Source organism: Acidovorax sp. FG48 (assembly GCF_057809085.1).
The window spans coordinates 128366-150345 of sequence record NZ_JBMDJH010000003.1; the positions used below are offsets into that span (position 1 = coordinate 128366).

Below are 21980 nucleotides of genomic sequence, written 5' to 3' on the forward strand. Positions count from 1 at the left end.
GGCCCTGTTGCACTTGCTTGCAACCCGCAACCGCTGCGACGTATGCCATTGGGCCAGCACCTCCACAATGATTTGACGGGCACAAGCCCGCACCGATGAAAGCCGAGAAGATGATGAACCGACGTTCCCTGGGCCGTGTTGCCCTTTGCATTGCAGCCAGTGCCGCGTTCAGCCTGCCACTGTCCGCTTTGGCGGCCGACGAGGCACCCGACGCGCTGATCAAGCGGCTGTCCGCCGATGTGCTCAATACGGTGAAGTCCGACAAGGCCATCCAGGCCGGAGACCTGAGCAAGGTGATTGCGTTGGTCGATAAAACGGTGATGCCCAACGTCAACTTCCGCCGCATGACGGCCGCTGCCGTTGGCCCGGGCTGGCGCCAGGCCACGCCCGAGCAGCAAAAGCGGCTGCAGGAAGAGTTCAAGATCCTGCTGGTGCGCACCTATGCCGGTGCGCTGGCCCAGGTCAATGACCAGACCATCCAGGTCAAGCCCCTGCGCGCTGCCGCCGAAGACAAGGACGTACTGGTCCGCACCGAAATCGTGGGCCGGGGCGACCCCATCCAGCTCGACTACCGCCTCGAAAAGACTCCCGGCGATGGCGCAGGCTGGAAGATCTACAACCTGAATGTGCTCGGCGTCTGGCTGGTAGAAACCTACCGAGGCCAGTTCGCGCAGGAGATCAATGCCAAGGGCATTGAAGGCCTGATCGACACCCTGGCCGCCCGCAACAAGACCAATGCGGGCACTGCCAAGGGCTGACAGCCCCCTCGCCATGCTGGTGCTGCCTCCCGAACTCACCCACCGTCAGGCCACCGCCTGCCTGCACATGCTCAAGCAGGGCCTGCGGGTGCACCGCGACAGCACGGTGGTGGTGGATGCCCATGCGCTGACGGTGTTCGATACCTCGGCCCTCGCCGTGCTGCTCGAATGCCGGCGCGAAGCTTTGTCCGAGGGCAAGCACTTTGCCGTGCAAGGCATGCCCGCTGGTCTGGCGGGCATGGCTGGGTTGTATGGGGTGGATGCGCTGCTGGTCGCCGCACCTTGATACGAAATAACTTTCATGGTCCCGGGTGGCTTTGCCCACCCAAGCCATGAAACTGAGGGCCCCCAGCGCCCGCCAGGGGCCATTGAAGCGGCCGCCCCGCCTGCAAAGGGCTGAGGCCTTAAAATCGAAAGCTTCATGCCCGCAGTCTCCTTCCAAGCCATCTCCAAGACCTTTGCCACGCCCAAAGGTCCTTTTCAGGCACTGAACCAGGTCAACCTGGACATTGAGGAGGGCGAGTTCTTCGGGCTCCTCGGCCCCAACGGTGCCGGCAAAACCACTCTGATCAGCATCCTGGCCGGCCTGGCGCGTGCCACCAGCGGCTGCGTGCTGGTGCAGGGCAGCGACGTGCAGGCCCAGTACGCCGACGCCCGCCGCAAGCTGGGCATCGTGCCTCAAGAGCTGGTGTTCGACCCCTTCTTCAACGTGCGCGAGGCGCTGCGTATCCAGTCGGGCTACTTCGGCGTGAAGAACAATGACGCCTGGATCGACGAGCTCCTCGAAAATCTGGGCCTGGCCGACAAGGCCAACGCCAACATGCGCCAGCTGTCGGGTGGCATGAAGCGCCGCGTGCTGGTGGCGCAGGCGCTGGTGCACAAGCCGCCCATCATCGTGCTCGACGAGCCCACGGCCGGTGTGGACGTGGAACTGCGCCAGACCCTGTGGCACTTCATCGCCCGCCTGAACAAGGAGGGGCACACCGTGCTGCTCACCACCCACTACCTCGAAGAAGCCGAAGCCCTGTGCGGCCGCATCGCCATGCTCAAGGCCGGGCAGGTGGTGGCGCTCAACCGCACCAGCGAGCTGCTCAAGGCCGCCTCGGGCAGCGTGCTGCAGTTCAAGACCGATACGGCCCTGCCGCCCGCGCTGGCTGCCGTGGCGCGGGTCACCGGCCGCATCGTCCAGTTGCCCGCTCACGACGCGGCAGAGATTGAAAACCACCTGGCTGCCTTGCGCGTGGCCGGGGTCGAGGTGCAGGACATGGAGATTCGCCGGCCTGATCTGGAGGATGTGTTCCTGCAGGTGATGTCTGGCACATCGGCGTCCAACATTCCGCTGGAAGGGGTGGCGCTATGACCGGCTGGCAGACCCTGTTCTACAAAGAGGTTCTGCGCTTCTGGAAAGTAAGCTTCCAGACTGTCGCAGCTCCCGTGCTCACGGCGGTGCTGTACCTGCTGATCTTTGGCCACGTGCTCGAAGACCATGTGAAGGTCTACGACCGCATCAGCTACACGGCCTTCCTGGTGCCGGGCCTCGTGATGATGAGCGTGCTGCAGAACGCGTTCGCCAACAGCTCGTCCAGCATCATCCAGAGCAAGATCATGGGCAGCCTGGTGTTTGTGCTACTCACGCCGCTGTCGCACTGGGCATGGTTCTGCGCGTACGTGGGCTCGTCCATCGTGCGTGGGCTGGTGGTGGGCCTGGGCGTGTTCATCGTCACGCTGGCGTTTGCCCGGCCCGAGTTTGCGGCGCCGCTGTGGATTCTGGCCTTTGCGCTGCTGGGCGCGGCGCTGCTGGCCACGCTGGGGCTGATCGCGGGGCTCTGGGCCGACAAGTTCGACCAGATGGCCGCGTTCCAGAACTTCATCATCGTGCCGATGACCTTCCTGTCGGGCGTGTTCTATTCGATCCAGTCGCTGCCTCCGTTCTGGCAGGCCGTGAGCCACCTCAACCCGTTCTTCTACATGATCGACGGCTTCCGCTACGGCTTCTTCGGCCAGAGCGACACCTCGCCCTGGCTCAGCCTGGGCATCGTGGGCATCGCCTGGCTGGCCGTCAGCGCCCTGGCCGTGCACCTGCTGCGCACGGGCTACAAAATCCGTAACTGACATGACTGACGCAAAACAAGGTTCAGGCAAGCGCTCCCCTCCAGGGCGAGGCGGTTGTTGCATCCCGATTTGCGTCAGTTCTCATTGATTCCGAGCGCCCCACCATGACCGCTGACCAACTCAAAGACATCATCACCGCTGGCCTGGCCTGCGAACACATCACGCTCGAAGGCGACGGCCGCCACTGGTACGCGACCATTGTCTCGGCCGAGTTTGAGGGCAAGCGCGCCATCCAGCGCCACCAGCGCGTGTACGCCACGCTGGGCGCGAAAATGCACACCGACGAGGTGCATGCGCTGTCGATGAAAACCTTCACACCGGCTGAATGGGCCGCCCAGGCGCCATAGCACCTGCGCACCCACTGGCACTCACGTTTTGATAGCTGCTGGCGCATATTCCACTAGCGCAAGTGGCACTTTTGACCCCTATTTGGTGATTTGAGATGGACAAACTCCTGATTCGCGGCGGACGCAGCTTGCAAGGCGAGGTGCTGGTCTCCGGCGCCAAGAACGCCGCCTTGCCGGAGTTGTGCGCTGCCCTGCTCACGGCCGAGCCCGTGACGCTGCTCAACGTGCCCCAGCTGCAGGACGTGAGCACCATGCTCAAGCTGATCCGCAACATGGGCGTGGCCGCGGAGCGGGCTGACGACGGCACCGTGCGCATCAACGCCAGTGCGCTGAGCACGCCCGAGGCGCCCTACGAGCTGGTCAAGACCATGCGCGCCTCCGTGCTGGCGCTGGGCCCGCTGCTGGCGCGCTTTGGCGAGGCCACGGTGTCGCTGCCCGGCGGCTGCGCCATCGGCTCGCGCCCGGTGGACCAGCACATCAAGGGCCTGGCCGCCATGGGCGCCGAGATCGTGGTCGAACACGGCTACATGATCGCCAAGCTGCCCGCAGGCTGGAAGCGCCTGAAGGGCGCGCGCATCACCACCGACATGGTCACGGTGACGGGCACCGAGAACTTCCTCATGGCCGCCGCGCTGGCCGAGGGCGAGACGGTGCTGGAAAACGCCGCGCAAGAGCCCGAGATTTCGGACCTGGCCGAGATGCTGATCGCCATGGGCGCGAAGATCGAAGGCCACGGCACCAGCCGCATCCGCATCCAGGGCGTGCACCAACTGCACGGCTGCACCCACCGCGTGGTGGCAGACCGCATTGAAGCAGGCACCTTCTTGTGCGCCGTGGCCGCCACGGGCGGTGATGTGGTGCTGCGTCATGGCCGTGCCGACCACCTCGACGCCGTGATTGAAAAGCTGCGCGAGGCCGGTGCAACCGTGCAAGCCGTCGAGGGCGGCATCCGCGTGCAAAGCGCAGGCGGTGCCACGCTCAAGGCCCAGGGCTTTCGCACCACCGAATACCCCGGATTTCCCACCGACATGCAGGCCCAGTTCATGGCGCTCAACTGCATTGCCCAGGGCACGGCCACGGTGACCGAGACGATTTTTGAAAACCGTTTCATGCACGTCAACGAGCTGGTTCGCCTGGGCGCCAAAATCCAGGTGGATGGCAAGGTGGCTGTGATCGAGGGAGTGCCCCGCCTGTCCGGCGCCACCGTGATGGCCACCGACCTGCGTGCATCGGCCAGCCTCGTCATTGCCGGCCTGGTGGCCGACGGCGAAACCGTGGTGGACCGCATCTACCACCTGGACCGCGGCTACGACTGCATGGAAGCCAAACTGCGCGGCATTGGCGCCGACATCGAACGAGTAAAAGCATGAGCAGCAACATGATCACCCTGGCGCTTTCCAAGGGCCGCATCTTTGACGAAACCCTGCCGCTGCTGGCCGCTGCAGGCATCGAGGTGCTCGAAGACCCCGAAAAATCGCGCAAGCTCATCCTGCCCACCAACCAGCCCAACGTGCGCGTGGTGCTGGTGCGCGCCACCGACGTGCCCACCTACGTGGAGTACGGCGGCGCCGACATCGGCGTGACCGGCAAGGACACCCTGATCGAGCATGGCGGTCAGGGCCTGTACCAGCCGCTGGACCTGCGCATTGCCAAGTGCCGCGTGAGCGTGGCCGTGCGCAACGACTTCGACTACGCCCAGGCCGTCAAGCAGGGCTCGCGCCTCAAGGTCGCCACCAAGTACACCGGCATTGCGCGCGACTTCTTTGCCAGCAAGGGCGTGCACGTGGACATGGTCAAGCTCTACGGCAGCATGGAGCTGGCGCCGCTCACCGGCCTGGCCGATGCCATCGTGGACCTGGTCTCCACCGGCAACACCCTCAAGGCCAACAACCTCATCGAAGTCGAGCGCATCATGGACATCAGCTCCTATCTGGTCGTGAACCAGGCCGCGCTCAAGCTCAAGCAGGCGCCGCTGCGCCGCATCATCGATGCGTTTGCCTCGGCCATACCGGCTGAAAAAAACTGACCCACCTCCAACGACTGACACTATGACTTTGGTAGCTGCTCCCGCCCGTCTGTCCACCACTGCGGCCACTTTTGAGGCTGATTTTGCAGCCCGCCTGCATTGGTCTGCCGACACCGACGCGGCCATCGAGCAGCGCGTGGCCGACATCCTGGCCGACGTGCAAAAGCGCGGTGACGCCGCCGTGCTGGAGTACACCGCCCGCTTCGATGGCCTCAGCGCCTCCAATATGGCTGCGCTGGAGTTGACGCAAGCCGACTTCAAGGCCGCGTTCGACGCCATCCCGCAGGCCCAGCGCGACGCCCTGCAGGCCGCCGCCAAGCGCGTGCGCAGCTACCACGAGGCGCAGAAAAAGGCCTCGGGTGAGAGCTGGAGCTACCGCGACGAAGACGGCACGCTGCTGGGCCAGAAGGTCACGCCACTGGACCGCGTGGGCATCTACGTGCCCGGCGGCAAGGCCGCGTATCCGTCCAGCCTGCTGATGAACGCCATCCCGGCCCACGTGGCGGGCGTGCAGGAAATCATCATGGTCGTGCCTACCCCCGTGCGCGGCAGCGTGGCCACGGGCGGAACGGGCGAGGGCACCTCCACCAAGGGCGAGCGCAACGAGCTGGTGCTGGCCGCCGCCTACGTGGCGGGCGTCACCCGCGCGTTCACCATCGGCGGTGCGCAGGCCGTGGCAGCATTGGCCTACGGTACGGCGACCGTGCCCAAGGTGGACAAGATCACCGGGCCCGGCAATGCCTATGTGGCCAGCGCCAAGAAGCGCGTGTTCGGTACCGTGGGCATCGACATGATTGCGGGCCCGAGCGAAATCCTGGTGTTGGCCGATGGAACCACGCCCCCCGACTGGGTGGCGATGGATCTCTTCAGCCAGGCCGAACACGACGAACTGGCCCAGAGCATCCTGCTGTGCCCCGACGCCGCCTATCTCGACGCCGTGCAGCGCGAGATCGACCGCCTGCTGCCCACCATGCCGCGTGCCGAGATCATCGCCAAGAGCCTGACTGGCCGGGGCGCACTGATCCTGACGAAGGACATGGAAGAAGCCTGTGCGATCAGCAACCGCATTGCGCCGGAACACCTGGAAGTGAGCAGCACCGACCCGCACCGCTGGGAGCCGCTGCTGCGCCACGCGGGTGCGATCTTCCTCGGTGCCTACACGAGCGAATCCCTGGGCGACTACTGCGCCGGCCCCAACCACGTGCTGCCCACCAGCGGCACCGCACGCTTCTCGTCACCCCTGGGCGTGTACGACTTCCAGAAGCGCAGCAGCCTCATCGAGGTGAGCGAGGCCGGTGCCCAGGTGCTGGGCACCATCGCCGCCGAGCTGGCTTATGGCGAGGGCCTGCAGGCCCACGCGCAAGCCGCCGAGATGCGGCTGACCACGCCCGTCAAGCCGCGCTGATCGCGCTCCGGGGCAGGGTGCCCTGCGTGGGGGCTGTTGTCCTGGGCTGAGGGGTTGCGGCCGGCGCGGAGGCTATAGAGGGCGCAGGCGGATACGCGGCGCCTTCCACGGCCCGGTGCTGCGCCCAGCTCAGCCTTGCAGGCCGGTGGCCTTCGGCGCTGACGCGCAGCCGCACCGGTCCGGCGAACGACAGGCGCTGCCTAGCCTCCAGAAAATAATCCTCCAGCAGACCATCACAGGTCACCCAGACGCGGCCCTGTTCGACTTCGAGCAGGGCGATGTCGCCCGCGCGGAAGTCCAGCACCTGGACGGCCTGTAGTGGCGGCAGAGGCTGGCGTTTCCATTGCAGGGTGAGGGGCACCGCAGGCTGAGTGGGCAGCGTGGGCGACGGTGGGGTGGGGGTGTGCAGCGTTTTCATGCCTTCACTGTGCGGCCAGCTGCCGTGGGCCACCAGCCACAGGCACGAGCGATCTGGCCCAGTACAGAACAGTGAACCAGCCCATCTGTACTGTACGCACTGGGTCGTTTCTGTACTGTCTGTTGGCCAAGGTACCAGTACAGAATGCAGCATGGCCACCGATGACGCACCCCCGCTGTACCTGCAACTCGCCGAGCAGCTCGCGCAGCTGATCCGCAACGGCACCATGGCGCGTGGCGAAAAGCTGCCCTCGGTGCGCGAGCTGGCGCGCCAGCACGGCGTGGCGCAGACCACGGTGGTGCAGGCCTACCACTGGCTCGAAGATGCGCGCCTGATCACCGCGCGCCCGCGCTCCGGCTTTTTTGTGGCGGCGCGGCCGGTAAGTCTGCCCGAGCCCAGCACGCCACGCCCCATGCGCCGGCCGCGTGAGGTGTCGGTGGACTGGCTGGGCCAGCGCATCCTGGGGCGCAAACAGCCGGTCGACATCATTTCGTACAGCAGCGGCACGCCCGGCCCCGAGCTGTTCAACCCCGACCGCGTGCGCCGCGCCGTGGTGCGTGCCGCGCAGCGCCACCGCAACCTGCTGTGCACCTACCCCGGTTCGTCGGGCCACGAGGATGCGCGCCGCGCCCTGGCGCGCTACGCCGTCAGCCTGGGCTGCAGTCTGGACCCTGAGAACATCGTGATCACCGGGGGCTGCATGGACAGCATTGCGCTGTGCCTGCGCGCGGTGACGCAGCCGGGCGACGTGGTGGCGCTGGAGTCGCCCACGCATTTTTCGTTTCTGGAGGTGCTGCAGGGCCTGCACCTCAAGGCGCTGGAGATTCCCACCCACCCGCGCCACGGCCTGTCGCTCGATGCGCTGCAGCTGGCGCTGGACACCCAGCCGGTCAAGGCCGTGATGGTGGTGCCCACGCTCAGCAACCCGCTGGGCAGCTGCATGCCGCAGGCCGAGCGCAAGCGCCTGGTGCAGATGGCGGCGCGGCACGACATGGCGGTGATCGAGGACGCGATCTACAACGACCTGGTCGAGGTGGACGAGATGCGCCGCACTGTCAAGTCGTACGACACCACCGGTCATGTGATGCTGTGCGACTCGTTCTCCAAGACGCTGGCGCCGGGTCTGCGCCTGGGCTGGCTGGAGGCTGGGCGCTGGGCCGACAAGCTGCGCGCCATCAAGGACCTGCAGGCCGGCGGCCAGTCCGCCGTGCTGGAGCTGGCCCTGGCCGATCTCATCACCCAGGCGGGCCACGCCGCCGCCATGCGCCAGCTGCGCGCGGCCGTGGCGGCGCGCATGGACGAGGTGCGCCATGTGATTGCCGCGCACTTCCCGCAGGGTACCCGCGTGAGTGACCCGCCCGGCGGCCTGCTGCTGTGGCTGGAGCTGCCGCGCGCGCTCGATTCGGTGCAACTGCACGAGGCCTGCCTGGCCCAGCAGATCCTGATCGCACCCGGCACGGTGTTCAGTGCCAGCGGACGGTTTCGCAACTGCCTGCGCATCGGCGTGGGAGGCGACTGGACGCCCGCCCACCTGGAGGCGCTGCGCACCGTGGGTGACATGGCGTGCCAGATGCTGCAAAGCGGGGCGTCGCGCAAGGCGGCATGAAGTTAAAAACAACACGAAGTTCGTGGAGCACGAAGTTCGTGTAATATTTGATCCATGAAAAATATCACCGTGACCATGGACGACACCGTTGCCGAATGGGTGCGCGTGGAAGCCGCCAAGCGCGGCAGCAGCGTGTCGCGCCTGCTCGGTGAATGGCTGGCCGAAAAGATGCGCCAGGAGGACGCCTACGCCCAGGCTATGCGCGAGGCGTTGGGGTTCGAGAGCTGGGGCGCGTCTAGCGGGCCTTATGTGCCGCGCGAAACCCTGTTTCTGCGCTGAACGGGGCAGACCACATGGCCACCGTCCCCATCTTTGTCGATACCGAAATCCTGCTCGCCAGCGTGGACGACCGCGATGCCGAGCGCCAGGCGCGGGCGCGCGAATGGATCAGCTTTTGCTGGCAGACGCGCAGCGGCCGCATCAGCTCGCAGGTGCTCAACGAGTTGTACAACCAGGCCATCCAGCGTTTTGACGGCCCCCATGTGCTGCAGCAGGTGCGCGCCCAGGTGCGCCGCCTGCGCGTGTGGCTGCCGCCGCACCTGGACTCGTACACGGTGGATGGCGCCTGGGACCTGCAGGACCGCTACCGCCTGGGCTACTGGGATGCGCTCATCCTCTCGTCCGCCCACCAGCAGGGCTGCCGCTACCTGCTGACCGAGGCGCTGCCGCACGACCAGCCGATGGACGCCGTGCGCCCCATCAACCCTTTTCTTGTCACCCCCAACGAACTGGACACCACCGAATGACTACTCCCGCGTCGTCCCCCCTCCAGGCCCTGGCCCGCATCCGCCCCGACGTGCGCGCCATGCACTCTTATGTTGTGCAGCCCTCCACCGGCATGCTCAAGATGGACGCGATGGAGAACCCCTTCCGCCTGCCCGCACACCTGCAGGCCGCGCTGGGCCAGCGCCTGGGTTCGGTGGCACTCAACCGCTACCCCGGCGACCGCATTGCTGACCTGAAGGTGGCCCTGGCACAGTACGCGGGCATGCCCGAGGGCTACGGCATCGTGCTGGGAAACGGCTCGGACGAACTCATCACCCTGCTGGCGCTGGCCTGCGCACAGCCAGGCACGGGCCAGCGCGCCACCATGCTGGCGCCCATGCCCGGCTTTGTGATGTACCCGCTGTCGGCGCAGCTCCAGGGCCTGGACTTTGTCGGCGTGCCGCTCACGCCCGACTTTGAACTGGACGAGCCCGCCATGCTGGCCGCCATCGCGCAGCACCAGCCCGCCATCACCTACATCGCCTACCCCAACAACCCCACGGCCACGCTGTGGGACGAAGGCGCCGTGCAGCGCATCATCGACGCCGCAGGTGCGCAGGGCGGCATCGTGGTCATGGACGAGGCCTACCAGCCTTTTGCCAGCCGCACCTGGATCGACCGCATGCGCGCCGAGCCCGCGCGCAATGCGCACGTGCTGCTCATGCGCACGCTCAGCAAGTTTGGCCTCGCAGGTGTGCGCCTGGGCTACCTCATCGGGCCCGCCGCATTGGTGAGCGAGATCGACAAGGTGCGCCCGCCCTACAACGTGAGCGTGCTCAACTGCGAAGCCGCGCTGTTTGCACTGGAACATGCCGAGGTTTTCGCTGCCCAGGCCGCTGAAATCCGTGCCGAGCGCACCACACTCATCGCCGCGCTGCGCCAGATGCCCGGGGTCGAAAAGTGCTGGGACAGCGAGGCCAACATGGTGCTGATCCGTGTGGCGGATTCCGCCAAGGCCTACGAGGGCATGAAAAACCGCAAGGTGCTGGTCAAGAACGTTTCTACAATGCACCCATTGCTGGCCAACTGCCTGCGCCTGACGGTAGGCAATGCCGAAGACAACGCGCAGATGCTGGCCGCACTCCAAGCCTCCCTATGACTTCCTCCGCACTCGTACCTTCCGCCCCATCGGCCGACCCGATGGCCGACCGCATTGCCGAGGTCAGCCGCAACACCGCCGAGACGCGCATCAGCGTGCGCATCAACCTCGACGGCACCGGCCAGGCCAAGCTGCACACCGGCATCGGCTTCTTCGACCACATGCTCGACCAGATCGCCCGCCACGGGCTGATCGACCTCGACATCGACTGCGAAGGCGACCTGCACATCGACGGCCACCACACGGTGGAAGACGTGGGCATCACCTTGGGCCAGGCCTTTGCGCGCGCCGTGGGCGACAAGAAAGGCATTCGCCGCTACGGCCATGCCTACGTGCCACTGGATGAAGCGCTGTCGCGCGTGGTGGTCGATTTTTCGGGCCGCCCCGGGCTGCACATGGACGTGAAGTTCACGGCCGGGAGCATCGGCCAGCTCGACACGCAACTGGTGTTCGAGTTCTTCCAGGGCTTTGTGAACCACGCGGGCGTGACGCTGCACATCGACAACCTCAAGGGCGTCAACGCACACCACCAGTGCGAGACCATCTTCAAGGCGTTCGGGCGCACGCTCCGTGCGGCGCTGGAGCGCGATCCGCGCTCGGCCGGTGTCATCCCCTCCACCAAGGGCTCTCTGTGAATTTTTCAGCCAAATCGGGCGCAAGCGCTTGATTTGTATGCGCTAGCAGCTATGAATATGGAAGCAAAAACAGTGGCGGTCGTGGACTATGGCATGGGCAACCTGCGCTCCGTGTCGCAGGCCGTGCAGGCCGCCGCCGAGGGCACGGGCTGGACCGTGGTCGTCACCCAGCGCCCCGAAGACGTGCGCGCCGCCCAGCGCATCGTGCTGCCAGGGCAGGGCGCCATGCCCGACTGCATGCGCGAGCTGCGGGAGTCCGGCCTGCAGGAATCGGTGCTCGAAGCCGCTGCCAGCAAGCCGATGTTTGGCGTGTGCGTGGGCATGCAGATGCTGCTGGACCACAGCGCCGAGGGTGATACACCCGGGCTGGGCCTGATCCCCGGCGACGTGCTCAAGTTCGACCTGGCAGGCCGCACCCAGCCCGATGGCAGCCGCTTCAAGGTGCCCCAGATGGGCTGGAACCAGGTGCGGCAGATGCCCCACGCCCACCACGGCGGCGGCGTGCACCCGGTGTGGGCCGGTGTGCCCGACAACAGTTACTTCTACTTCGTGCACAGTTTCTACGCTGTGCCGCAAAATCCTGCCCATTGCGCCGGGCAGGCCGACTACGGCGGTTTGTTTGCTGCCGCGGTTGCACGCGATAATATTTTTGCCACCCAGTTTCACCCGGAGAAGAGCGCGGAGCACGGCCTGGCCCTGTACCGCAATTTTCTGCACTGGAATCCCTGATCCCTTAACCCCCACCCGTTCGGGCCGAGCTGCGTCTCGCCCTTTTTCACCCGAACTTCACCACCATGCTGCTCATCCCCGCCATCGACCTCAAAGACGGCCACTGCGTACGCCTCAAGCAAGGCGATATGGACCAATCCACCACCTTTGGTGAAGACCCCGCCGCCATGGCGCGCAAGTGGGTGGATGCCGGCGCGCGCCGCCTGCACCTGGTGGACTTGAACGGTGCGTTTGCGGGCGTGCCCAAGAACTACAGCGCCATCAAGTCCATCCTGAAAGAGGTGGGCGACGACATTCCCGTGCAGCTGGGCGGCGGCATCCGTGACCTGGACACCATCGAAAAATACATCGACGGCGGCCTGCGCTACGTGATCATCGGCACGGCAGCCGTGAAGAACCCCGGCTTCCTGAAAGACGCGTGCAGCGCCTTCGGCGGCCACATCATCGTGGGGCTCGACGCCAAGGACGGCAAGGTGGCCACCGACGGCTGGAGCAAGCTCACCGGCCACGAGGTCGTGGACTTGGCCAAGAAGTTCGAGGACTGGGGCGTCGAATCCATCATCTACACCGACATCGGCCGCGACGGCATGCTGTCGGGCATCAACATCGACGCCACCGTCAAACTGGCCCAGGCGCTGACCATTCCCGTAATCGCCTCGGGCGGCCTGTCGAACATGGCGGACATCGAGCAGCTGTGCGCGGTGGAAGACGAGGGCGTGGAAGGCGTGATCTGCGGCCGCGCCATCTACAGCGGCGACCTGGACTTCGCTGCAGCGCAAGCGCGTGCCGACGAACTGAACGGCTGAAACCGATCACCCCCTGAGCGGCTTCGCCGCTTCCCCCAGGGGACGACGCCAGTGGCCTGGCGAAGCCAGTTCCACGGCGTCTGCTGGCCTCGGTAGCGCCAAATCAACGAATCGCTCACTGACATGCTCGCAAAACGAATCATTCCCTGCCTTGACGTCACCGGAGGCCGTGTGGTCAAGGGCGTCAATTTCGTCGAGCTGCGCGACGCAGGCGACCCGGTCGAAATTGCCGCGCGCTACAACGCGCAAGGCGCTGACGAGCTCACCTTCCTCGATATCACCGCCACCAGCGATGGCCGTGACCTCATCCTGCACATCATCGAGGCCGTGGCCAGCCAGGTGTTCATTCCGCTCACCGTGGGTGGTGGCGTGCGCACCGTGGACGATGTGCGCCGCCTGCTCAATGCCGGCGCGGACAAGACCAGCTTCAACTCGGCCGCCATTGCCAACCCCGACGTGATCAACGCCGTGTCGGCCAAGTACGGCGCGCAGTGCATTGTGGTGGCCATCGACGCCAAGCGCCGCTCGGCCGAGGACGCGCTGCGCCTGGGTGCCAACGGTCAGCCCGTGGGTGCAGGCTGGGATGTGTACAGCCACGGGGGCCGCAAGAACACCGGCCTGGACGCCATTGCCTGGGCCACCGAGATGGCGCAGCGCGGTGCGGGCGAGATCCTGCTGACCAGCATGGACCGCGACGGCACCAAGGCGGGTTTTGACCTGGAACTGACCCGCGCCGTGAGCGATGCGGTCAGCGTGCCTGTGATCGCCTCGGGCGGCGTGGGCAACCTCGACCACCTGGCCGACGGCATCCAGACCGGCGGTGCCGACGCGGTGCTGGCCGCCAGCATCTTCCACTACGGCGAATACACCGTGGGCCAGGCCAAGCAGCGCATGGCCGAGCGGGGCATCCCCGTGCGGATGTGATCGGCATTTACTCCTGATTTGATAGCTTCTGGCGCATGTAATACCTGCGCTTGCGGCCAAGAACACCTGAAAAACGTGGATGCGCGCCTTGGCGGGCACGGGCGCGCCACCCGGATCACCGACAATGGCTCCCATGAACTGGCTCAATGAAGTGAAATGGGATGCGCAGGGCCTGGTGCCCGTGATTGCGCAAGAGCAGGGCACGGGCGACGTGCTGATGTTTGCGTGGATGAACCGCGAGGCCCTGGCGAAGACCGCTGAGCTGGGCCGCGCCGTGTACTTCAGCCGCTCGCGCAAGAAGCTGTGGTTCAAGGGCGAAGAGTCCGGCCACGTGCAGACCGTGCACGAAATCCGCCTGGACTGCGACAACGACGTGGTGCTGCTCAAGGTCACCCAGCAGGGCCACGAGCCCGGCATCGCCTGCCACACGGGCCGCCACAGCTGCTTTTTCAGCGTGCTCAAGGACGGTGCCTGGCACGCGGTCGATCCGGTCTTGAAAGACCCCGAATCCATCTACAAGTAATGGCAATGGACGACAAGACCATGAGTTCCCACGATTCCCTGGCGCGTCTGGCCGCCGTCATCGAAAGCCGCAAGCCCGCCAACGGTGGCGACCCGGCCACCAGCTACGTGTCGCGCCTGCTGCACAAGGGGCCGGATTCCTTCCTGAAGAAGATCGGTGAAGAAGCCACCGAGGTGGTGATGGCCGCGAAGGACGTGGACCACGGCGCCGACAAGTCCAAGATCGTCTACGAAGTGGCCGACCTGTGGTTCCACACCATGGTGGCGCTGGCCCATTACGGCCTCACGCCCGCCGACGTGGTGGCCGAGCTGGAGCGCCGCGAAGGCACCAGCGGCATCGAGGAAAAGGCCCTGCGCAAGGTGGCGGAACGCGCTGCCGAAGAAGGTACACCGTGAGCGACATCATCGACGTGCAGACCAGCGAGCAGAAGGCCGAAGACCTCAAGGCCATCGGCTGGGTCAGCTATGTGCTGCACCTGATTGTGGCGCTGGGGGCGGTCATCCCGGGCGCACAGCCTGGCGCTGCGCTGCTGATCGTGGCGCTGGTGATCGACCTGGTGAAAAAAGGCGATGCCGAAGGCACCTGGCAGGCCAACCATTTCTCGTGGCGCATCCGCACGGTGATCTGGGCGGGCGTGCTTTACATCGTCACCGCGCCGCTGTGGCTGCTGTTCTTCCTGCCCGGCTGGATCGCCTGGGGCCTGATCTCCATCTGGTTCCTCTACCGCATCGTGCGCGGCATGGTCGCCATGAACAAGAGCCAGGCCGTGGATGCATGAGGCAACCCGTCCCCGCCCGCGTCTGAACCTGGCGCTGCAGGGCGGCGGTTCGCACGGCGCGCTCACCTGGGGCGTGCTCGACGCGCTGCTGGAGGACGGCCAGTGGCAGTTCGATGGTGTCAGTGGCACCAGCGCAGGCGCCATGAACGCCGTGGCCCTGGCGCACGGATTTGCGCAGGCCGCGCAGCAGCACAAGAACCCCGAAGACGCCCACCTCGCAGGCTGCGCCCTGGCCCGCGAATCGCTCACCCGGCTGTGGGAAGGGGTCGGGGCGCTGGGCAGCCTGACCTGGGGAACGCCGCTGTCCGCCGCCAACCCGCTGGTGGGCATGATGTCGCAGTGGTTCTCGCCTTACCAGACCAATCCGCTGGGCATAAACCCCTTGCGCAAGCTGCTGGAGCGCGAGGTGGACTTCAGCCTGCTGTGCTCCGTCCGCACCGGTGTGGTCGGCCCCAAGGTGTTTGTGTGTGCGACCAATGTGCGCACCGGCCGGGGCGAGATTTTCTTTGGGCCCCGGCTCAGTGCCGACGCAGTGATGGCATCGGCCTGCCTGCCCATGCTGTTCAAGGCGGTCGAGATCGAGGGCGAGGCGTACTGGGACGGCGGTTATTCGGGCAACCCCGCGCTGCACCCGCTGATCTACCAGACCGAGACTTCGGACATCCTGCTCGTGCAGATCAACCCCGTCGAGCACCTGGACGTGCCCAGCAGTGCCTCCGAGATCATGGAGCGCATGAACGAAGTCACCTTCAACGCCAGCCTGTTGGCCGAGCTGCGCGCCATCGAGTTCGTGCGCCGCCTGCTCGCCGAGGGCAAGCTCGATGCCCGCCGCTATAAAAGCGTGCGCATGCACCGCATCGATGGTGGCTCGGTGCTGGCGCCCTTCGGCGCCGACAGCAAGCTGCGCGCGGACCTGGCCTTTGTGCGCAAGCTGTTTGCGCTGGGCCGCACAGCAGGGCAGGAGTGGCTGCACGCACACCGCAAGGATGTGGGCGTGCGCCCCAGCATCAAGATCGCTGACAATGCCTAGGGATGTCCTGCATAACTCCCTGCGGTCTGTGATAGCGCGGTCTCGGGCGGTCCGCTGCGTTGCTTTTCTTGCCAATAGCCGGGCTATTGGCTGTAGAAAGACGCCTTGCGGCCCATCCCGATCCGCACTACCACCGACTCGCGAGGGTTATGCAGGACATCCCTCGCCCGCGCGCGAGGCACCCTCAGGGTTGATCCGCGCCTGTACCCCTGATTCCTTTTGCTCCGATCCCTCCCATGCACGATCCGAACTGCCTTTTCTGCAAAATCATCGCGGGCCAGATTCCGTCCAAGAAGGTCTATGAGGACGAAGAAATCTTCGCCTTCCACGACATCCACCCGTGGGCGCCGGTGCACTTTTTGATGGTGCCCAAACTGCATATCCCTTCCATGGCACAGGTCACCCCGGAGCATGCCGGCGTGCTGGGGCGCATGATGGCGCTGGCGCCGAAGCTGGCGCTGGAGCAGGGCTGCAACCCGTATCCGGATGGTGGCTTTCGCGTCGTGGTAAACACGGGGCTTGAAGGTGGGCAGGAAATCCACCACCTGCATATCCATGTGATGGGCGGACCCCGCCCGTGGCTCAAAGGCTGAACCAGGCTGAACCAGGCTGACGATCGGGGCAGATACAGCGGTGCCGGCATGTCCCGGCATTGAACTCCTGTCACGCCCCCCGTCTAAAATGATTGCAATTCGTTAGGAGATATTTCATGGGCTCTTTTTCCATCTGGCACTGGCTGATCGTGCTGTTGATCGTTGTGATGGTGTTCGGTACCAAGAAGCTCAAGAACATGGGCTCCGACCTGGGCGGCGCCGTGAAGGGCTTCAAGGACGGCATGAAGGACGGCGCTTCGGACGCCCCCGCTGCTGCCACGCCCCCCGCTGGCCAGGTGGCCAACAGCCAGGCTGCCGACAAGACCACCATCGATGTCGAAGCCAAGCAAAAGAGCTGAGCGGGTGCCATCGACCTGCAGCCTTTGCCTGCCTTGTACGGGCGCCTGATCCATGATTGATATTGGTCTGTCCAAAATGGCGCTGATCGGTGCCGTGGCGTTGATCGTCATCGGCCCCGAAAAGCTGCCCCGCGTGGCCCGCACCGTCGGCACCTTGCTGGGCAAGGCGCAGCGCTATGTCTCCGATGTGAAGGCGGAGGTCAACCGGTCCATGGAGCTCGATGAGCTCAAGAAGATGAAGGACACGGTGGAGAACGCCGCGCGCGACGTGCACAACACCATCCAGACCAGCGCCAGCGAGTTCGAGAAGGACTGGAACGAGGCCATCGATTCCAGTAGCAACGCTGATCTGCGCGAGCAGGCGGCCGTGGTGCCTGCCTACAAGCACCCTGGCAAGAACTGGCGCCTCAAGCGCGGCGCGGTGCCCCAGTGGTACAAGGCGCGCAGCGGTGTGCGCACCAAGGCACAGTCTGGCGCAGCCCGTGTAGCACGCTACCGCCCCCAAAAATTCCACTGACGCAGCCTGCCGCGCCCCCTGCGCTGCATGGGCGGCCTTGACGCCCACGAAAACCCACCATGTCCGAAACCCCCAACAAAGAAGACGAACTGGCCGGCTCCGAGCAGCCGTTCGTACAGCACCTCATGGAGCTGCGCGACCGCCTGGTCAAGGCCATGATCGCTATCGCCATCGCGGCGGCGATCCTGTTCTTCTTCCCGGGCCCCGGCGCGCTGTACGACTTTCTGGCCGCCCCCCTGGTGGCTCATCTGCCCAAGGGAGCCACGCTGATCGCCACCTCGGTGATCTCGCCCTTCATGGTGCCGCTCAAGATCTTGCTGATGTCGGCATTCCTGCTGGCGCTGCCCTTTGTGCTGTGGCAGATCTGGGCTTTTGTGGCGCCCGGCCTGTATTCGCACGAGAAGAAGCTGGTGCTGCCGCTGGTGATTTCCAGCACGCTGCTGTTCTTCGTGGGAGTGGCGTTTTGCTACTACCTGGTGTTCGGTCAGGTGTTTGCGTTCATCCAGAGCTTTGCCCCCAAGAGCATCACGGCCGCACCTGACATCGAGGCCTACCTGAGTTTTGTGCTGTCCATGTTCCTGGCGTTCGGCATGGCCTTTGAGGTGCCGATTGCCGTGGTGGTGCTGGCGCGCATGGGCATCGTCAGCGTGCAGAAGCTGCGCGAGTTTCGCGGCTATTTCATCGTGCTGGCCTTTGTGGTGGCCGCCGTCGTGACCCCGCCCGATGTGGTGTCGCAGCTGTCGCTGGCCGTGCCGATGTGCCTGCTGTACGAGGTGGGCATCTGGGCCGCACAGATCTTCATCAAGCACACCCAGACGCCCGAAGAGCCTGGCGAATCCGCTTCCGCATCCTGACCCTCTGGCCTCGCAAGGGGCGGGGCCGTGACGAAGGTATGCGCAGATCACGTCTCTGGGGCTTCGCCCAGGCTGTGAAAGCGAATATTCAATAAAAACAGCTGCAAGCGCCAGTGCTATATGCGCTTGCAGCTATCATTTTCATAGTGCTGCGTGGAGTTGGCTGCACACGCGTTGGCGTGACATGCGCCATCCAATCCCTTCCTGCCGGCCCGTGCTTCATTCCCGCCTGAGCTTGCACCAGGGCCATCGAGGCTGTCGCCCTTCGCCGACCCAGTCCCACGCTCCGCTGCGTTGACGGGCCGTACCCGGCGTTGGTGATTCCTATCTGGGCCTGCGAGGACGTCAGCGCCTCACATTGCGCTGGGGCCGGGGGCGCACGCCCGGGTTGATGCTCAGCTCCACCCGCTTGTCGGCCCGTTGCACATCAAACGCCGCCGCCTGGCCGGGCTTGAGCGCTGCCACAGCGGTCAGCAGCTGCGACACGTTGCTCACAGCCTTGCCATCCACCTGCACGATCACGTCGCCGGGCCGCATGCCGGCCTGGGCGGCGGGGCCATCCTGCAGCACACCGGTGATGATCACGCCCTCGATGGCCTTTTTCACGCCAAAGGTTTCTGCCAGTTCGGGCGAGAGTTCGTTGGGCTCCACGCCGATCCAGCCGCGCGTGACCTGGCCGTCCTTCACGATGCCATCGAGCACCATGCGGGCTGTGGACACGGGGATCGCAAAGCCGATGCCCATGCTGCCGCCGGAGCGCGAGTAGATCGCGGTGTTGATGCCCATGAGGTTGCCGTTCACATCGACCAGCGCGCCGCCCGAATTGCCGGGGTTGATGGCCGCGTCGGTCTGGATGAAGTTCTCGAAGGTGTTGATGCCCAGCTGGCTGCGGCCCAGCGCGCTCACGATGCCGCTGGTCACGGTCTGGCCCACGCCGAAGGGGTTGCCGATGGCCAGCACCTGGTCGCCCACGTCCAGGGCGTCGGAGTTGCCCAGCACGATGACGGGCAGCTTGTCCAGTTCGATCTTGAGGATGGCCAGGTCGGTGTCGGGGTCGGTGCCGATCACGCGCGCACGGGCGCGGCGGCTGTCGGTCAGGGTCACCTCGATCTCGTCCGCGCCTTCGACCACATGGTTGTTGGTCAGGATGTAGCCCTCGGGGCTCACGATCACGCCGCTGCCCAGGCCCGCCTGCGCCTGGCTGCCCTGGTCGCCAAAGAAGAACTGGAACCAGGGGTCGTTGCTGCGCGGGTGGCGCACTTCCTTGCTGGTGTTGATGCTGACCACGGCCGGTGCCGCCTTGCGCGCCGCGCCGCTGAAGCTGCCCGCTGCGGGCTGGGAGGGCGGCGTGGCGGGCGCCTCCAGCAGCGCAATGCCCGCCCCGGAGCGCGTGGTGCCCCGGCCCAGCCATTCAGGCTGGAGCGTGGCGACAACAAAGTAGGCCGCAACGAGGACCGTCACGGACTGGGAAAACAGCAGCCAGAGTCGCTTCATGAAAGGTGCTTACCGGTGGTGGTACAGGGTGGCGATGGAGGCGGGCCCCGCAGATTCTCCTGGGCGGCCCGGTGTATTCCTCCAGTGCGGGATTGTCTCCCAATGTGGGGTGCGGACGGCGCGCCACAATAGCGGCATGAGCATTCACCGCAGTCAACTTTTGCAGGCGTTTGATAGCCTGCTGCAACCCGAGCGCTTCAAGGACTACGGCCCGAACGGCCTGCAGGTCGAGGGCAAGGCCGAGATCCAGCGCGTGGTGAGCGGCGTCACCGCCAGCCGTGCCCTGATCGAGGCGGCCATTGCAGCGCAGGCCGACGCCATCTTTGTGCACCACGGCCTGTTCTGGCGCGGGCAGGACGGCCGCATCACGGGCTGGATGAAGCAGCGGCTGCAGCTGCTGCTGGCGCACGACATCAACCTGTTTGCCTACCACCTGCCGCTCGATGCCCATGCCGAACTGGGCAACAACGCGCAGCTGGGCCGGGTGCTGGGTTTTGCTGCCGATGCGCGGTTTGGCGAGCAGGATCTGGGCTTTGCGGCGCCCGCGGCGTTCGACAATGTCCAGGCCGTGGCCGACCATGTGGCCCAGGCGCTCGGCCGCCCCGTGACCCTGGTGTCGCCGGGTGAGGTGGGCGGTGGTGCCGCTGCACGGCGCCCAGTGCGCCGCGTGGCGTGGTGCACGGGCGGCGCGCAGGGGTATTTCGAGTCGGCCATTGCGGCGGGGGCGGATGTTTTCATTACCGGCGAAATCTCCGAGCCCCAGGCGCATCTGGCGCGCGAGACGGGCGTGGGCTTCATAGCCGCCGGGCACCATGCCACGGAGCGCTACGGCGCCCCCGCTGTGGCGGCCCATGTGGCGGACCAGTGCGGGCTGAGCCACCAGTTCATCGAGATCGACAACCCCGCCTAGCCCACGGCGAAAAACCGCACAACAAGGCGTCGCATTGTCAGGTTGTGTGGTTTATTTGCTCACTTATTAATCGCTAATGGCGCTTGATCAACTGGCGCTAGAGGCACTTTTGGCTTCAAACCCATGCAACCCATCGCCATCACCCAGGGAGACCCCGCCGGCATCGGCCCCGAGATCGTGGCCAAGGCTTTTCGGGATGCGCCCGATGCGCTGCGCCATTGTTTTGTCGTCGGTGATGTGGCCACTGTGCGCCGCGCTGCGGGCGTCATCACACGCCCCGGCGTGCCCGGTGTCCCTGTGGCGCAGATCGGGGCACCGGGCGACGCGGCGGACGTTCCGCCCCGCTGCATCCCCGTGCTGCAACTGCCCGGTATCCCGGGGCCCCAGCCTTGGGGCGAGATCAGCGCCGCCGCAGGCCGTGCCGCAGCGGACAGCGTGGTCTGGGCCGCGCGTGCCGCGTTGCATGGGGAGGTGGCGGCGCTGGTGACGGCACCGTTGCACAAGGAGGCGCTGTCCGCAGCCGGGGTGGACTTTCCAGGGCACACAGAGCTGTTGCAGGCAGAGGCCGCCGCGCACCAGGGCGTGCCGCTGGCCCAGATGCCGGTGCGCATGATGCTGGCCAATGACGAGCTGCGCACCGTGCTCGTCAGCATTCATGTGTCGCTGCGCGACGCGATTGCCGCGGTCACGCAGGACAACGTGCTGCAGACGCTGCGCATCACCCACGCGGCCCTGCAGCGCAGCCTGGGCCGCGTGCCGCGCATCGGTGTGGCGGGGCTCAATCCCCATGCGGGCGAGGGCGGGTTGTTCGGCCGTGAGGAACTGGAGGTGATCGCTCCGGCCATTGCCGCCGCGCGTGGCGCGGGGCTGGACGTGCACGGCCCCTTTGCGCCCGACACGGTGTTCATGCGCGCTCGCAGCACGCCGCAGCGCGCGGGCGAGTTCGACGTGGTGATTGCCATGTACCACGACCAGGGCCTGATCCCGGTGAAGTACCTGGGGGTGGAAAAGGGCGTGAACGTGACGCTGGGTTTGCCTCTGGTGCGCACCAGCCCCGACCATGGCACTGCGTTTGATATTGCGGGGCAGGGCATTGCAGACGCCTCCAGCCTGATCGAGGCGGTGCGCATGGCAAGGGCGCTGTGTGGGTGATGTCGGCCGCCGAGGCCTTTCAGCCCGGCGCTGATCGAAATCAAACGAACGGCTGAAAAAGTGGGTGCCTGCCCGGGCGCGGCAGTGCCTCAAGCTATCCGGAAAAACCAACGCCACCGGTGGCTGGTCGTGACAGCGCA

Annotated in this window: 28 protein-coding genes; 26 read left to right on the forward strand and 2 right to left on the reverse strand. The window is 65.8% G+C overall.

Annotation, left to right across the window (positions count from 1 at the left end; translation table 11 throughout):
• Positions 1 to 110 precede the first annotated feature (110 nt).
• The 8 genes from ACODSU_RS05430 (at position 111) to hisD (ending at position 6648) form a co-directional block, all read left to right on the forward strand.
• Positions 111 to 758: an MlaC/ttg2D family ABC transporter substrate-binding protein gene (locus tag ACODSU_RS05430; RefSeq protein WP_110959739.1), complete on the forward strand. Its 648-nt coding sequence runs from the start codon at positions 111 to 113 to the stop codon at positions 756 to 758.
• A 13-nt stretch (positions 759 to 771) separates the two neighbouring features.
• Entirely contained in the window at positions 772 to 1044 is a 273-nt protein-coding gene (locus ACODSU_RS05435; protein WP_209817653.1) for an STAS domain-containing protein, read from the forward strand.
• A 135-nt stretch (positions 1045 to 1179) separates the two neighbouring features.
• Positions 1180 to 2118, forward strand: a complete 939-nt coding sequence (locus tag ACODSU_RS05440) for an ABC transporter ATP-binding protein (protein WP_488840710.1) — start codon at positions 1180 to 1182, stop codon at positions 2116 to 2118.
• On the forward strand, positions 2115 to 2870 hold the full coding sequence (locus tag ACODSU_RS05445; protein ID WP_056060224.1) for an ABC transporter permease: 756 nt from the start codon (positions 2115 to 2117) through the stop codon (positions 2868 to 2870). The genes ACODSU_RS05440 and ACODSU_RS05445 overlap by 4 nt, the downstream gene beginning before the upstream one ends.
• A gap of 104 nt (positions 2871 to 2974) precedes the next feature.
• Entirely contained in the window at positions 2975 to 3217 is a 243-nt protein-coding gene (locus tag ACODSU_RS05450; protein ID WP_146869876.1) for a BolA family protein, read from the forward strand.
• Positions 3218 to 3312: 95 nt separating this feature from the next.
• Positions 3313 to 4587 (forward strand): UDP-N-acetylglucosamine 1-carboxyvinyltransferase, encoded by a 1275-nt coding sequence (murA, locus tag ACODSU_RS05455; RefSeq protein ID WP_488840713.1) that lies wholly within the window; start codon positions 3313 to 3315, stop codon positions 4585 to 4587.
• A complete protein-coding gene (hisG, locus tag ACODSU_RS05460; protein WP_233584296.1) occupies positions 4584 to 5243 on the forward strand; it encodes an ATP phosphoribosyltransferase in 660 nt (219 codons plus the stop codon). The genes murA and hisG overlap by 4 nt, the downstream gene beginning before the upstream one ends.
• A 22-nt stretch (positions 5244 to 5265) precedes the next feature.
• Positions 5266 to 6648: a histidinol dehydrogenase gene (hisD, locus tag ACODSU_RS05465; protein WP_488840715.1), complete on the forward strand. Its 1383-nt coding sequence runs from the start codon at positions 5266 to 5268 to the stop codon at positions 6646 to 6648.
• Here the strand turns inward: hisD and ACODSU_RS05470 are convergent.
• Entirely contained in the window at positions 6635 to 7066 is a 432-nt protein-coding gene (locus ACODSU_RS05470; RefSeq protein WP_488840717.1) for a DUF2917 domain-containing protein, read from the reverse strand. The genes hisD and ACODSU_RS05470 overlap by 14 nt on opposite strands.
• 151 nt (positions 7067 to 7217) lie before the next feature.
• On the opposite strand from ACODSU_RS05470, the gene ACODSU_RS05475 reads away from it, so the two are divergent.
• The 16 genes from ACODSU_RS05475 (at position 7218) to tatC (ending at position 18284) form a co-directional block, all read left to right on the forward strand.
• Positions 7218 to 8672 carry an aminotransferase-like domain-containing protein gene (locus ACODSU_RS05475; protein ID WP_488840718.1) on the forward strand — a complete coding sequence of 485 codons (1455 nt, stop codon included), beginning with the start codon at positions 7218 to 7220 and terminating at the stop codon, positions 8670 to 8672.
• 54 nt (positions 8673 to 8726) lie between these two features.
• Complete coding sequence (locus tag ACODSU_RS05480; protein ID WP_015012682.1) at positions 8727 to 8951, forward strand: hypothetical protein; 225 nt, start codon at positions 8727 to 8729, stop codon at positions 8949 to 8951.
• A 14-nt stretch (positions 8952 to 8965) separates the two neighbouring features.
• Positions 8966 to 9418, forward strand: coding sequence for a PIN domain-containing protein (locus ACODSU_RS05485; protein ID WP_056060234.1), 453 nt, complete (start codon positions 8966 to 8968; stop codon positions 9416 to 9418).
• Positions 9415 to 10536 (forward strand): histidinol-phosphate transaminase, encoded by a 1122-nt coding sequence (hisC, locus tag ACODSU_RS05490; protein WP_488840719.1) that lies wholly within the window; start codon positions 9415 to 9417, stop codon positions 10534 to 10536. The genes ACODSU_RS05485 and hisC overlap by 4 nt, the downstream gene beginning before the upstream one ends.
• Complete coding sequence (hisB, locus tag ACODSU_RS05495; protein ID WP_015012685.1) at positions 10533 to 11171, forward strand: imidazoleglycerol-phosphate dehydratase HisB; 639 nt, start codon at positions 10533 to 10535, stop codon at positions 11169 to 11171. The genes hisC and hisB overlap by 4 nt, the downstream gene beginning before the upstream one ends.
• Positions 11172 to 11222: 51 nt before the next feature.
• A complete protein-coding gene (gene hisH, locus ACODSU_RS05500; RefSeq protein ID WP_110959731.1) occupies positions 11223 to 11900 on the forward strand; it encodes an imidazole glycerol phosphate synthase subunit HisH in 678 nt (225 codons plus the stop codon).
• 65 nt (positions 11901 to 11965) lie between these two features.
• Positions 11966 to 12706 carry a 1-(5-phosphoribosyl)-5-[(5-phosphoribosylamino)methylideneamino]imidazole-4-carboxamide isomerase gene (gene hisA / locus ACODSU_RS05505; protein ID WP_015012687.1) on the forward strand — a complete coding sequence of 247 codons (741 nt, stop codon included), beginning with the start codon at positions 11966 to 11968 and terminating at the stop codon, positions 12704 to 12706.
• Between the two features lie 123 nt (positions 12707 to 12829).
• On the forward strand, positions 12830 to 13630 hold the full coding sequence (gene hisF / locus ACODSU_RS05510) for an imidazole glycerol phosphate synthase subunit HisF (RefSeq protein WP_260666393.1): 801 nt from the start codon (positions 12830 to 12832) through the stop codon (positions 13628 to 13630).
• Between the two features lie 124 nt (positions 13631 to 13754).
• A complete protein-coding gene (gene hisI, locus ACODSU_RS05515) occupies positions 13755 to 14153 on the forward strand; it encodes a phosphoribosyl-AMP cyclohydrolase (protein ID WP_082522382.1) in 399 nt (132 codons plus the stop codon).
• A 20-nt stretch (positions 14154 to 14173) separates the two neighbouring features.
• Entirely contained in the window at positions 14174 to 14548 is a 375-nt protein-coding gene (locus ACODSU_RS05520; protein ID WP_056062032.1) for a phosphoribosyl-ATP diphosphatase, read from the forward strand.
• Positions 14545 to 14931 (forward strand): DUF4870 family protein, encoded by a 387-nt coding sequence (locus ACODSU_RS05525; RefSeq protein ID WP_476018547.1) that lies wholly within the window; start codon positions 14545 to 14547, stop codon positions 14929 to 14931. Before ACODSU_RS05520 ends, ACODSU_RS05525 begins: the two co-directional genes overlap by 4 nt.
• Entirely contained in the window at positions 14924 to 15961 is a 1038-nt protein-coding gene (locus tag ACODSU_RS05530) for a patatin-like phospholipase family protein (RefSeq protein WP_488840722.1), read from the forward strand. Before ACODSU_RS05525 ends, ACODSU_RS05530 begins: the two co-directional genes overlap by 8 nt.
• A gap of 236 nt (positions 15962 to 16197) precedes the next feature.
• Complete coding sequence (locus ACODSU_RS05535; protein ID WP_015012693.1) at positions 16198 to 16554, forward strand: histidine triad nucleotide-binding protein; 357 nt, start codon at positions 16198 to 16200, stop codon at positions 16552 to 16554.
• 116 nt (positions 16555 to 16670) lie between these two features.
• Positions 16671 to 16913 (forward strand): Sec-independent protein translocase subunit TatA, encoded by a 243-nt coding sequence (tatA, locus tag ACODSU_RS05540; protein WP_015012694.1) that lies wholly within the window; start codon positions 16671 to 16673, stop codon positions 16911 to 16913.
• Between the two features lie 52 nt (positions 16914 to 16965).
• Positions 16966 to 17430 carry a Sec-independent protein translocase protein TatB gene (tatB, locus tag ACODSU_RS05545; RefSeq protein WP_015012695.1) on the forward strand — a complete coding sequence of 155 codons (465 nt, stop codon included), beginning with the start codon at positions 16966 to 16968 and terminating at the stop codon, positions 17428 to 17430.
• Between the two features lie 59 nt (positions 17431 to 17489).
• Positions 17490 to 18284, forward strand: a complete 795-nt coding sequence (tatC, locus tag ACODSU_RS05550) for a twin-arginine translocase subunit TatC (RefSeq protein WP_488840724.1) — start codon at positions 17490 to 17492, stop codon at positions 18282 to 18284.
• Positions 18285 to 18629: 345 nt separating this feature from the next.
• Here the strand turns inward: tatC and ACODSU_RS05555 are convergent, their stop codons facing one another.
• Positions 18630 to 19778 (reverse strand): trypsin-like peptidase domain-containing protein, encoded by a 1149-nt coding sequence (locus ACODSU_RS05555; protein ID WP_295937688.1) that lies wholly within the window; start codon positions 19776 to 19778, stop codon positions 18630 to 18632.
• A gap of 136 nt (positions 19779 to 19914) precedes the next feature.
• Between ACODSU_RS05555 and ACODSU_RS05560 the strand changes: the two genes are divergently transcribed.
• Both ACODSU_RS05560 and pdxA read left to right on the forward strand, forming a co-directional pair.
• Entirely contained in the window at positions 19915 to 20688 is a 774-nt protein-coding gene (locus ACODSU_RS05560; protein ID WP_488840726.1) for a Nif3-like dinuclear metal center hexameric protein, read from the forward strand.
• Positions 20689 to 20811: 123 nt separating this feature from the next.
• Positions 20812 to 21840, forward strand: a complete 1029-nt coding sequence (pdxA, locus tag ACODSU_RS05565) for a 4-hydroxythreonine-4-phosphate dehydrogenase PdxA (RefSeq protein WP_488840728.1) — start codon at positions 20812 to 20814, stop codon at positions 21838 to 21840.
• The last annotated feature ends 140 nt before the right edge of the window (positions 21841 to 21980 follow it).

Coding starts and splice junctions, on each gene's coding strand:
- murA (WP_488840713.1), top strand. CDS start 3,313: ATGGACAAACTCCTGATTCGCGGCGGACGCAGCTTGCAAGGCGAGGTG.
- tatA (WP_015012694.1), top strand. CDS start 16,671: ATGGGCTCTTTTTCCATCTGGCACTGGCTGATCGTGCTGTTGATCGTT.
- ACODSU_RS05445 (WP_056060224.1), top strand. CDS start 2,115: ATGACCGGCTGGCAGACCCTGTTCTACAAAGAGGTTCTGCGCTTCTGG.
- ACODSU_RS05475 (WP_488840718.1), top strand. CDS start 7,218: ATGGCCACCGATGACGCACCCCCGCTGTACCTGCAACTCGCCGAGCAG.
- hisF (WP_260666393.1), top strand. CDS start 12,830: ATGCTCGCAAAACGAATCATTCCCTGCCTTGACGTCACCGGAGGCCGT.
- pdxA (WP_488840728.1), top strand. CDS start 20,812: ATGCAACCCATCGCCATCACCCAGGGAGACCCCGCCGGCATCGGCCCC.
- ACODSU_RS05470 (WP_488840717.1), bottom strand. CDS start 7,066: ATGAAAACGCTGCACACCCCCACCCCACCGTCGCCCACGCTGCCCACT.
- ACODSU_RS05560 (WP_488840726.1), top strand. CDS start 19,915: ATGAGCATTCACCGCAGTCAACTTTTGCAGGCGTTTGATAGCCTGCTG.
- hisG (WP_233584296.1), top strand. CDS start 4,584: ATGAGCAGCAACATGATCACCCTGGCGCTTTCCAAGGGCCGCATCTTT.
- ACODSU_RS05430 (WP_110959739.1), top strand. CDS start 111: ATGATGAACCGACGTTCCCTGGGCCGTGTTGCCCTTTGCATTGCAGCC.
- hisI (WP_082522382.1), top strand. CDS start 13,755: ATGGCTCCCATGAACTGGCTCAATGAAGTGAAATGGGATGCGCAGGGC.
- ACODSU_RS05480 (WP_015012682.1), top strand. CDS start 8,727: ATGAAAAATATCACCGTGACCATGGACGACACCGTTGCCGAATGGGTG.
- tatB (WP_015012695.1), top strand. CDS start 16,966: ATGATTGATATTGGTCTGTCCAAAATGGCGCTGATCGGTGCCGTGGCG.
- ACODSU_RS05535 (WP_015012693.1), top strand. CDS start 16,198: ATGCACGATCCGAACTGCCTTTTCTGCAAAATCATCGCGGGCCAGATT.
- hisH (WP_110959731.1), top strand. CDS start 11,223: ATGAATATGGAAGCAAAAACAGTGGCGGTCGTGGACTATGGCATGGGC.
- hisA (WP_015012687.1), top strand. CDS start 11,966: ATGCTGCTCATCCCCGCCATCGACCTCAAAGACGGCCACTGCGTACGC.
- ACODSU_RS05530 (WP_488840722.1), top strand. CDS start 14,924: ATGCATGAGGCAACCCGTCCCCGCCCGCGTCTGAACCTGGCGCTGCAG.
- ACODSU_RS05435 (WP_209817653.1), top strand. CDS start 772: ATGCTGGTGCTGCCTCCCGAACTCACCCACCGTCAGGCCACCGCCTGC.
- ACODSU_RS05440 (WP_488840710.1), top strand. CDS start 1,180: ATGCCCGCAGTCTCCTTCCAAGCCATCTCCAAGACCTTTGCCACGCCC.
- ACODSU_RS05555 (WP_295937688.1), bottom strand. CDS start 19,778: ATGAAGCGACTCTGGCTGCTGTTTTCCCAGTCCGTGACGGTCCTCGTT.
- hisD (WP_488840715.1), top strand. CDS start 5,266: ATGACTTTGGTAGCTGCTCCCGCCCGTCTGTCCACCACTGCGGCCACT.
- ACODSU_RS05485 (WP_056060234.1), top strand. CDS start 8,966: ATGGCCACCGTCCCCATCTTTGTCGATACCGAAATCCTGCTCGCCAGC.
- hisB (WP_015012685.1), top strand. CDS start 10,533: ATGACTTCCTCCGCACTCGTACCTTCCGCCCCATCGGCCGACCCGATG.
- tatC (WP_488840724.1), top strand. CDS start 17,490: ATGTCCGAAACCCCCAACAAAGAAGACGAACTGGCCGGCTCCGAGCAG.
- hisC (WP_488840719.1), top strand. CDS start 9,415: ATGACTACTCCCGCGTCGTCCCCCCTCCAGGCCCTGGCCCGCATCCGC.
- ACODSU_RS05450 (WP_146869876.1), top strand. CDS start 2,975: ATGACCGCTGACCAACTCAAAGACATCATCACCGCTGGCCTGGCCTGC.
- ACODSU_RS05520 (WP_056062032.1), top strand. CDS start 14,174: ATGAGTTCCCACGATTCCCTGGCGCGTCTGGCCGCCGTCATCGAAAGC.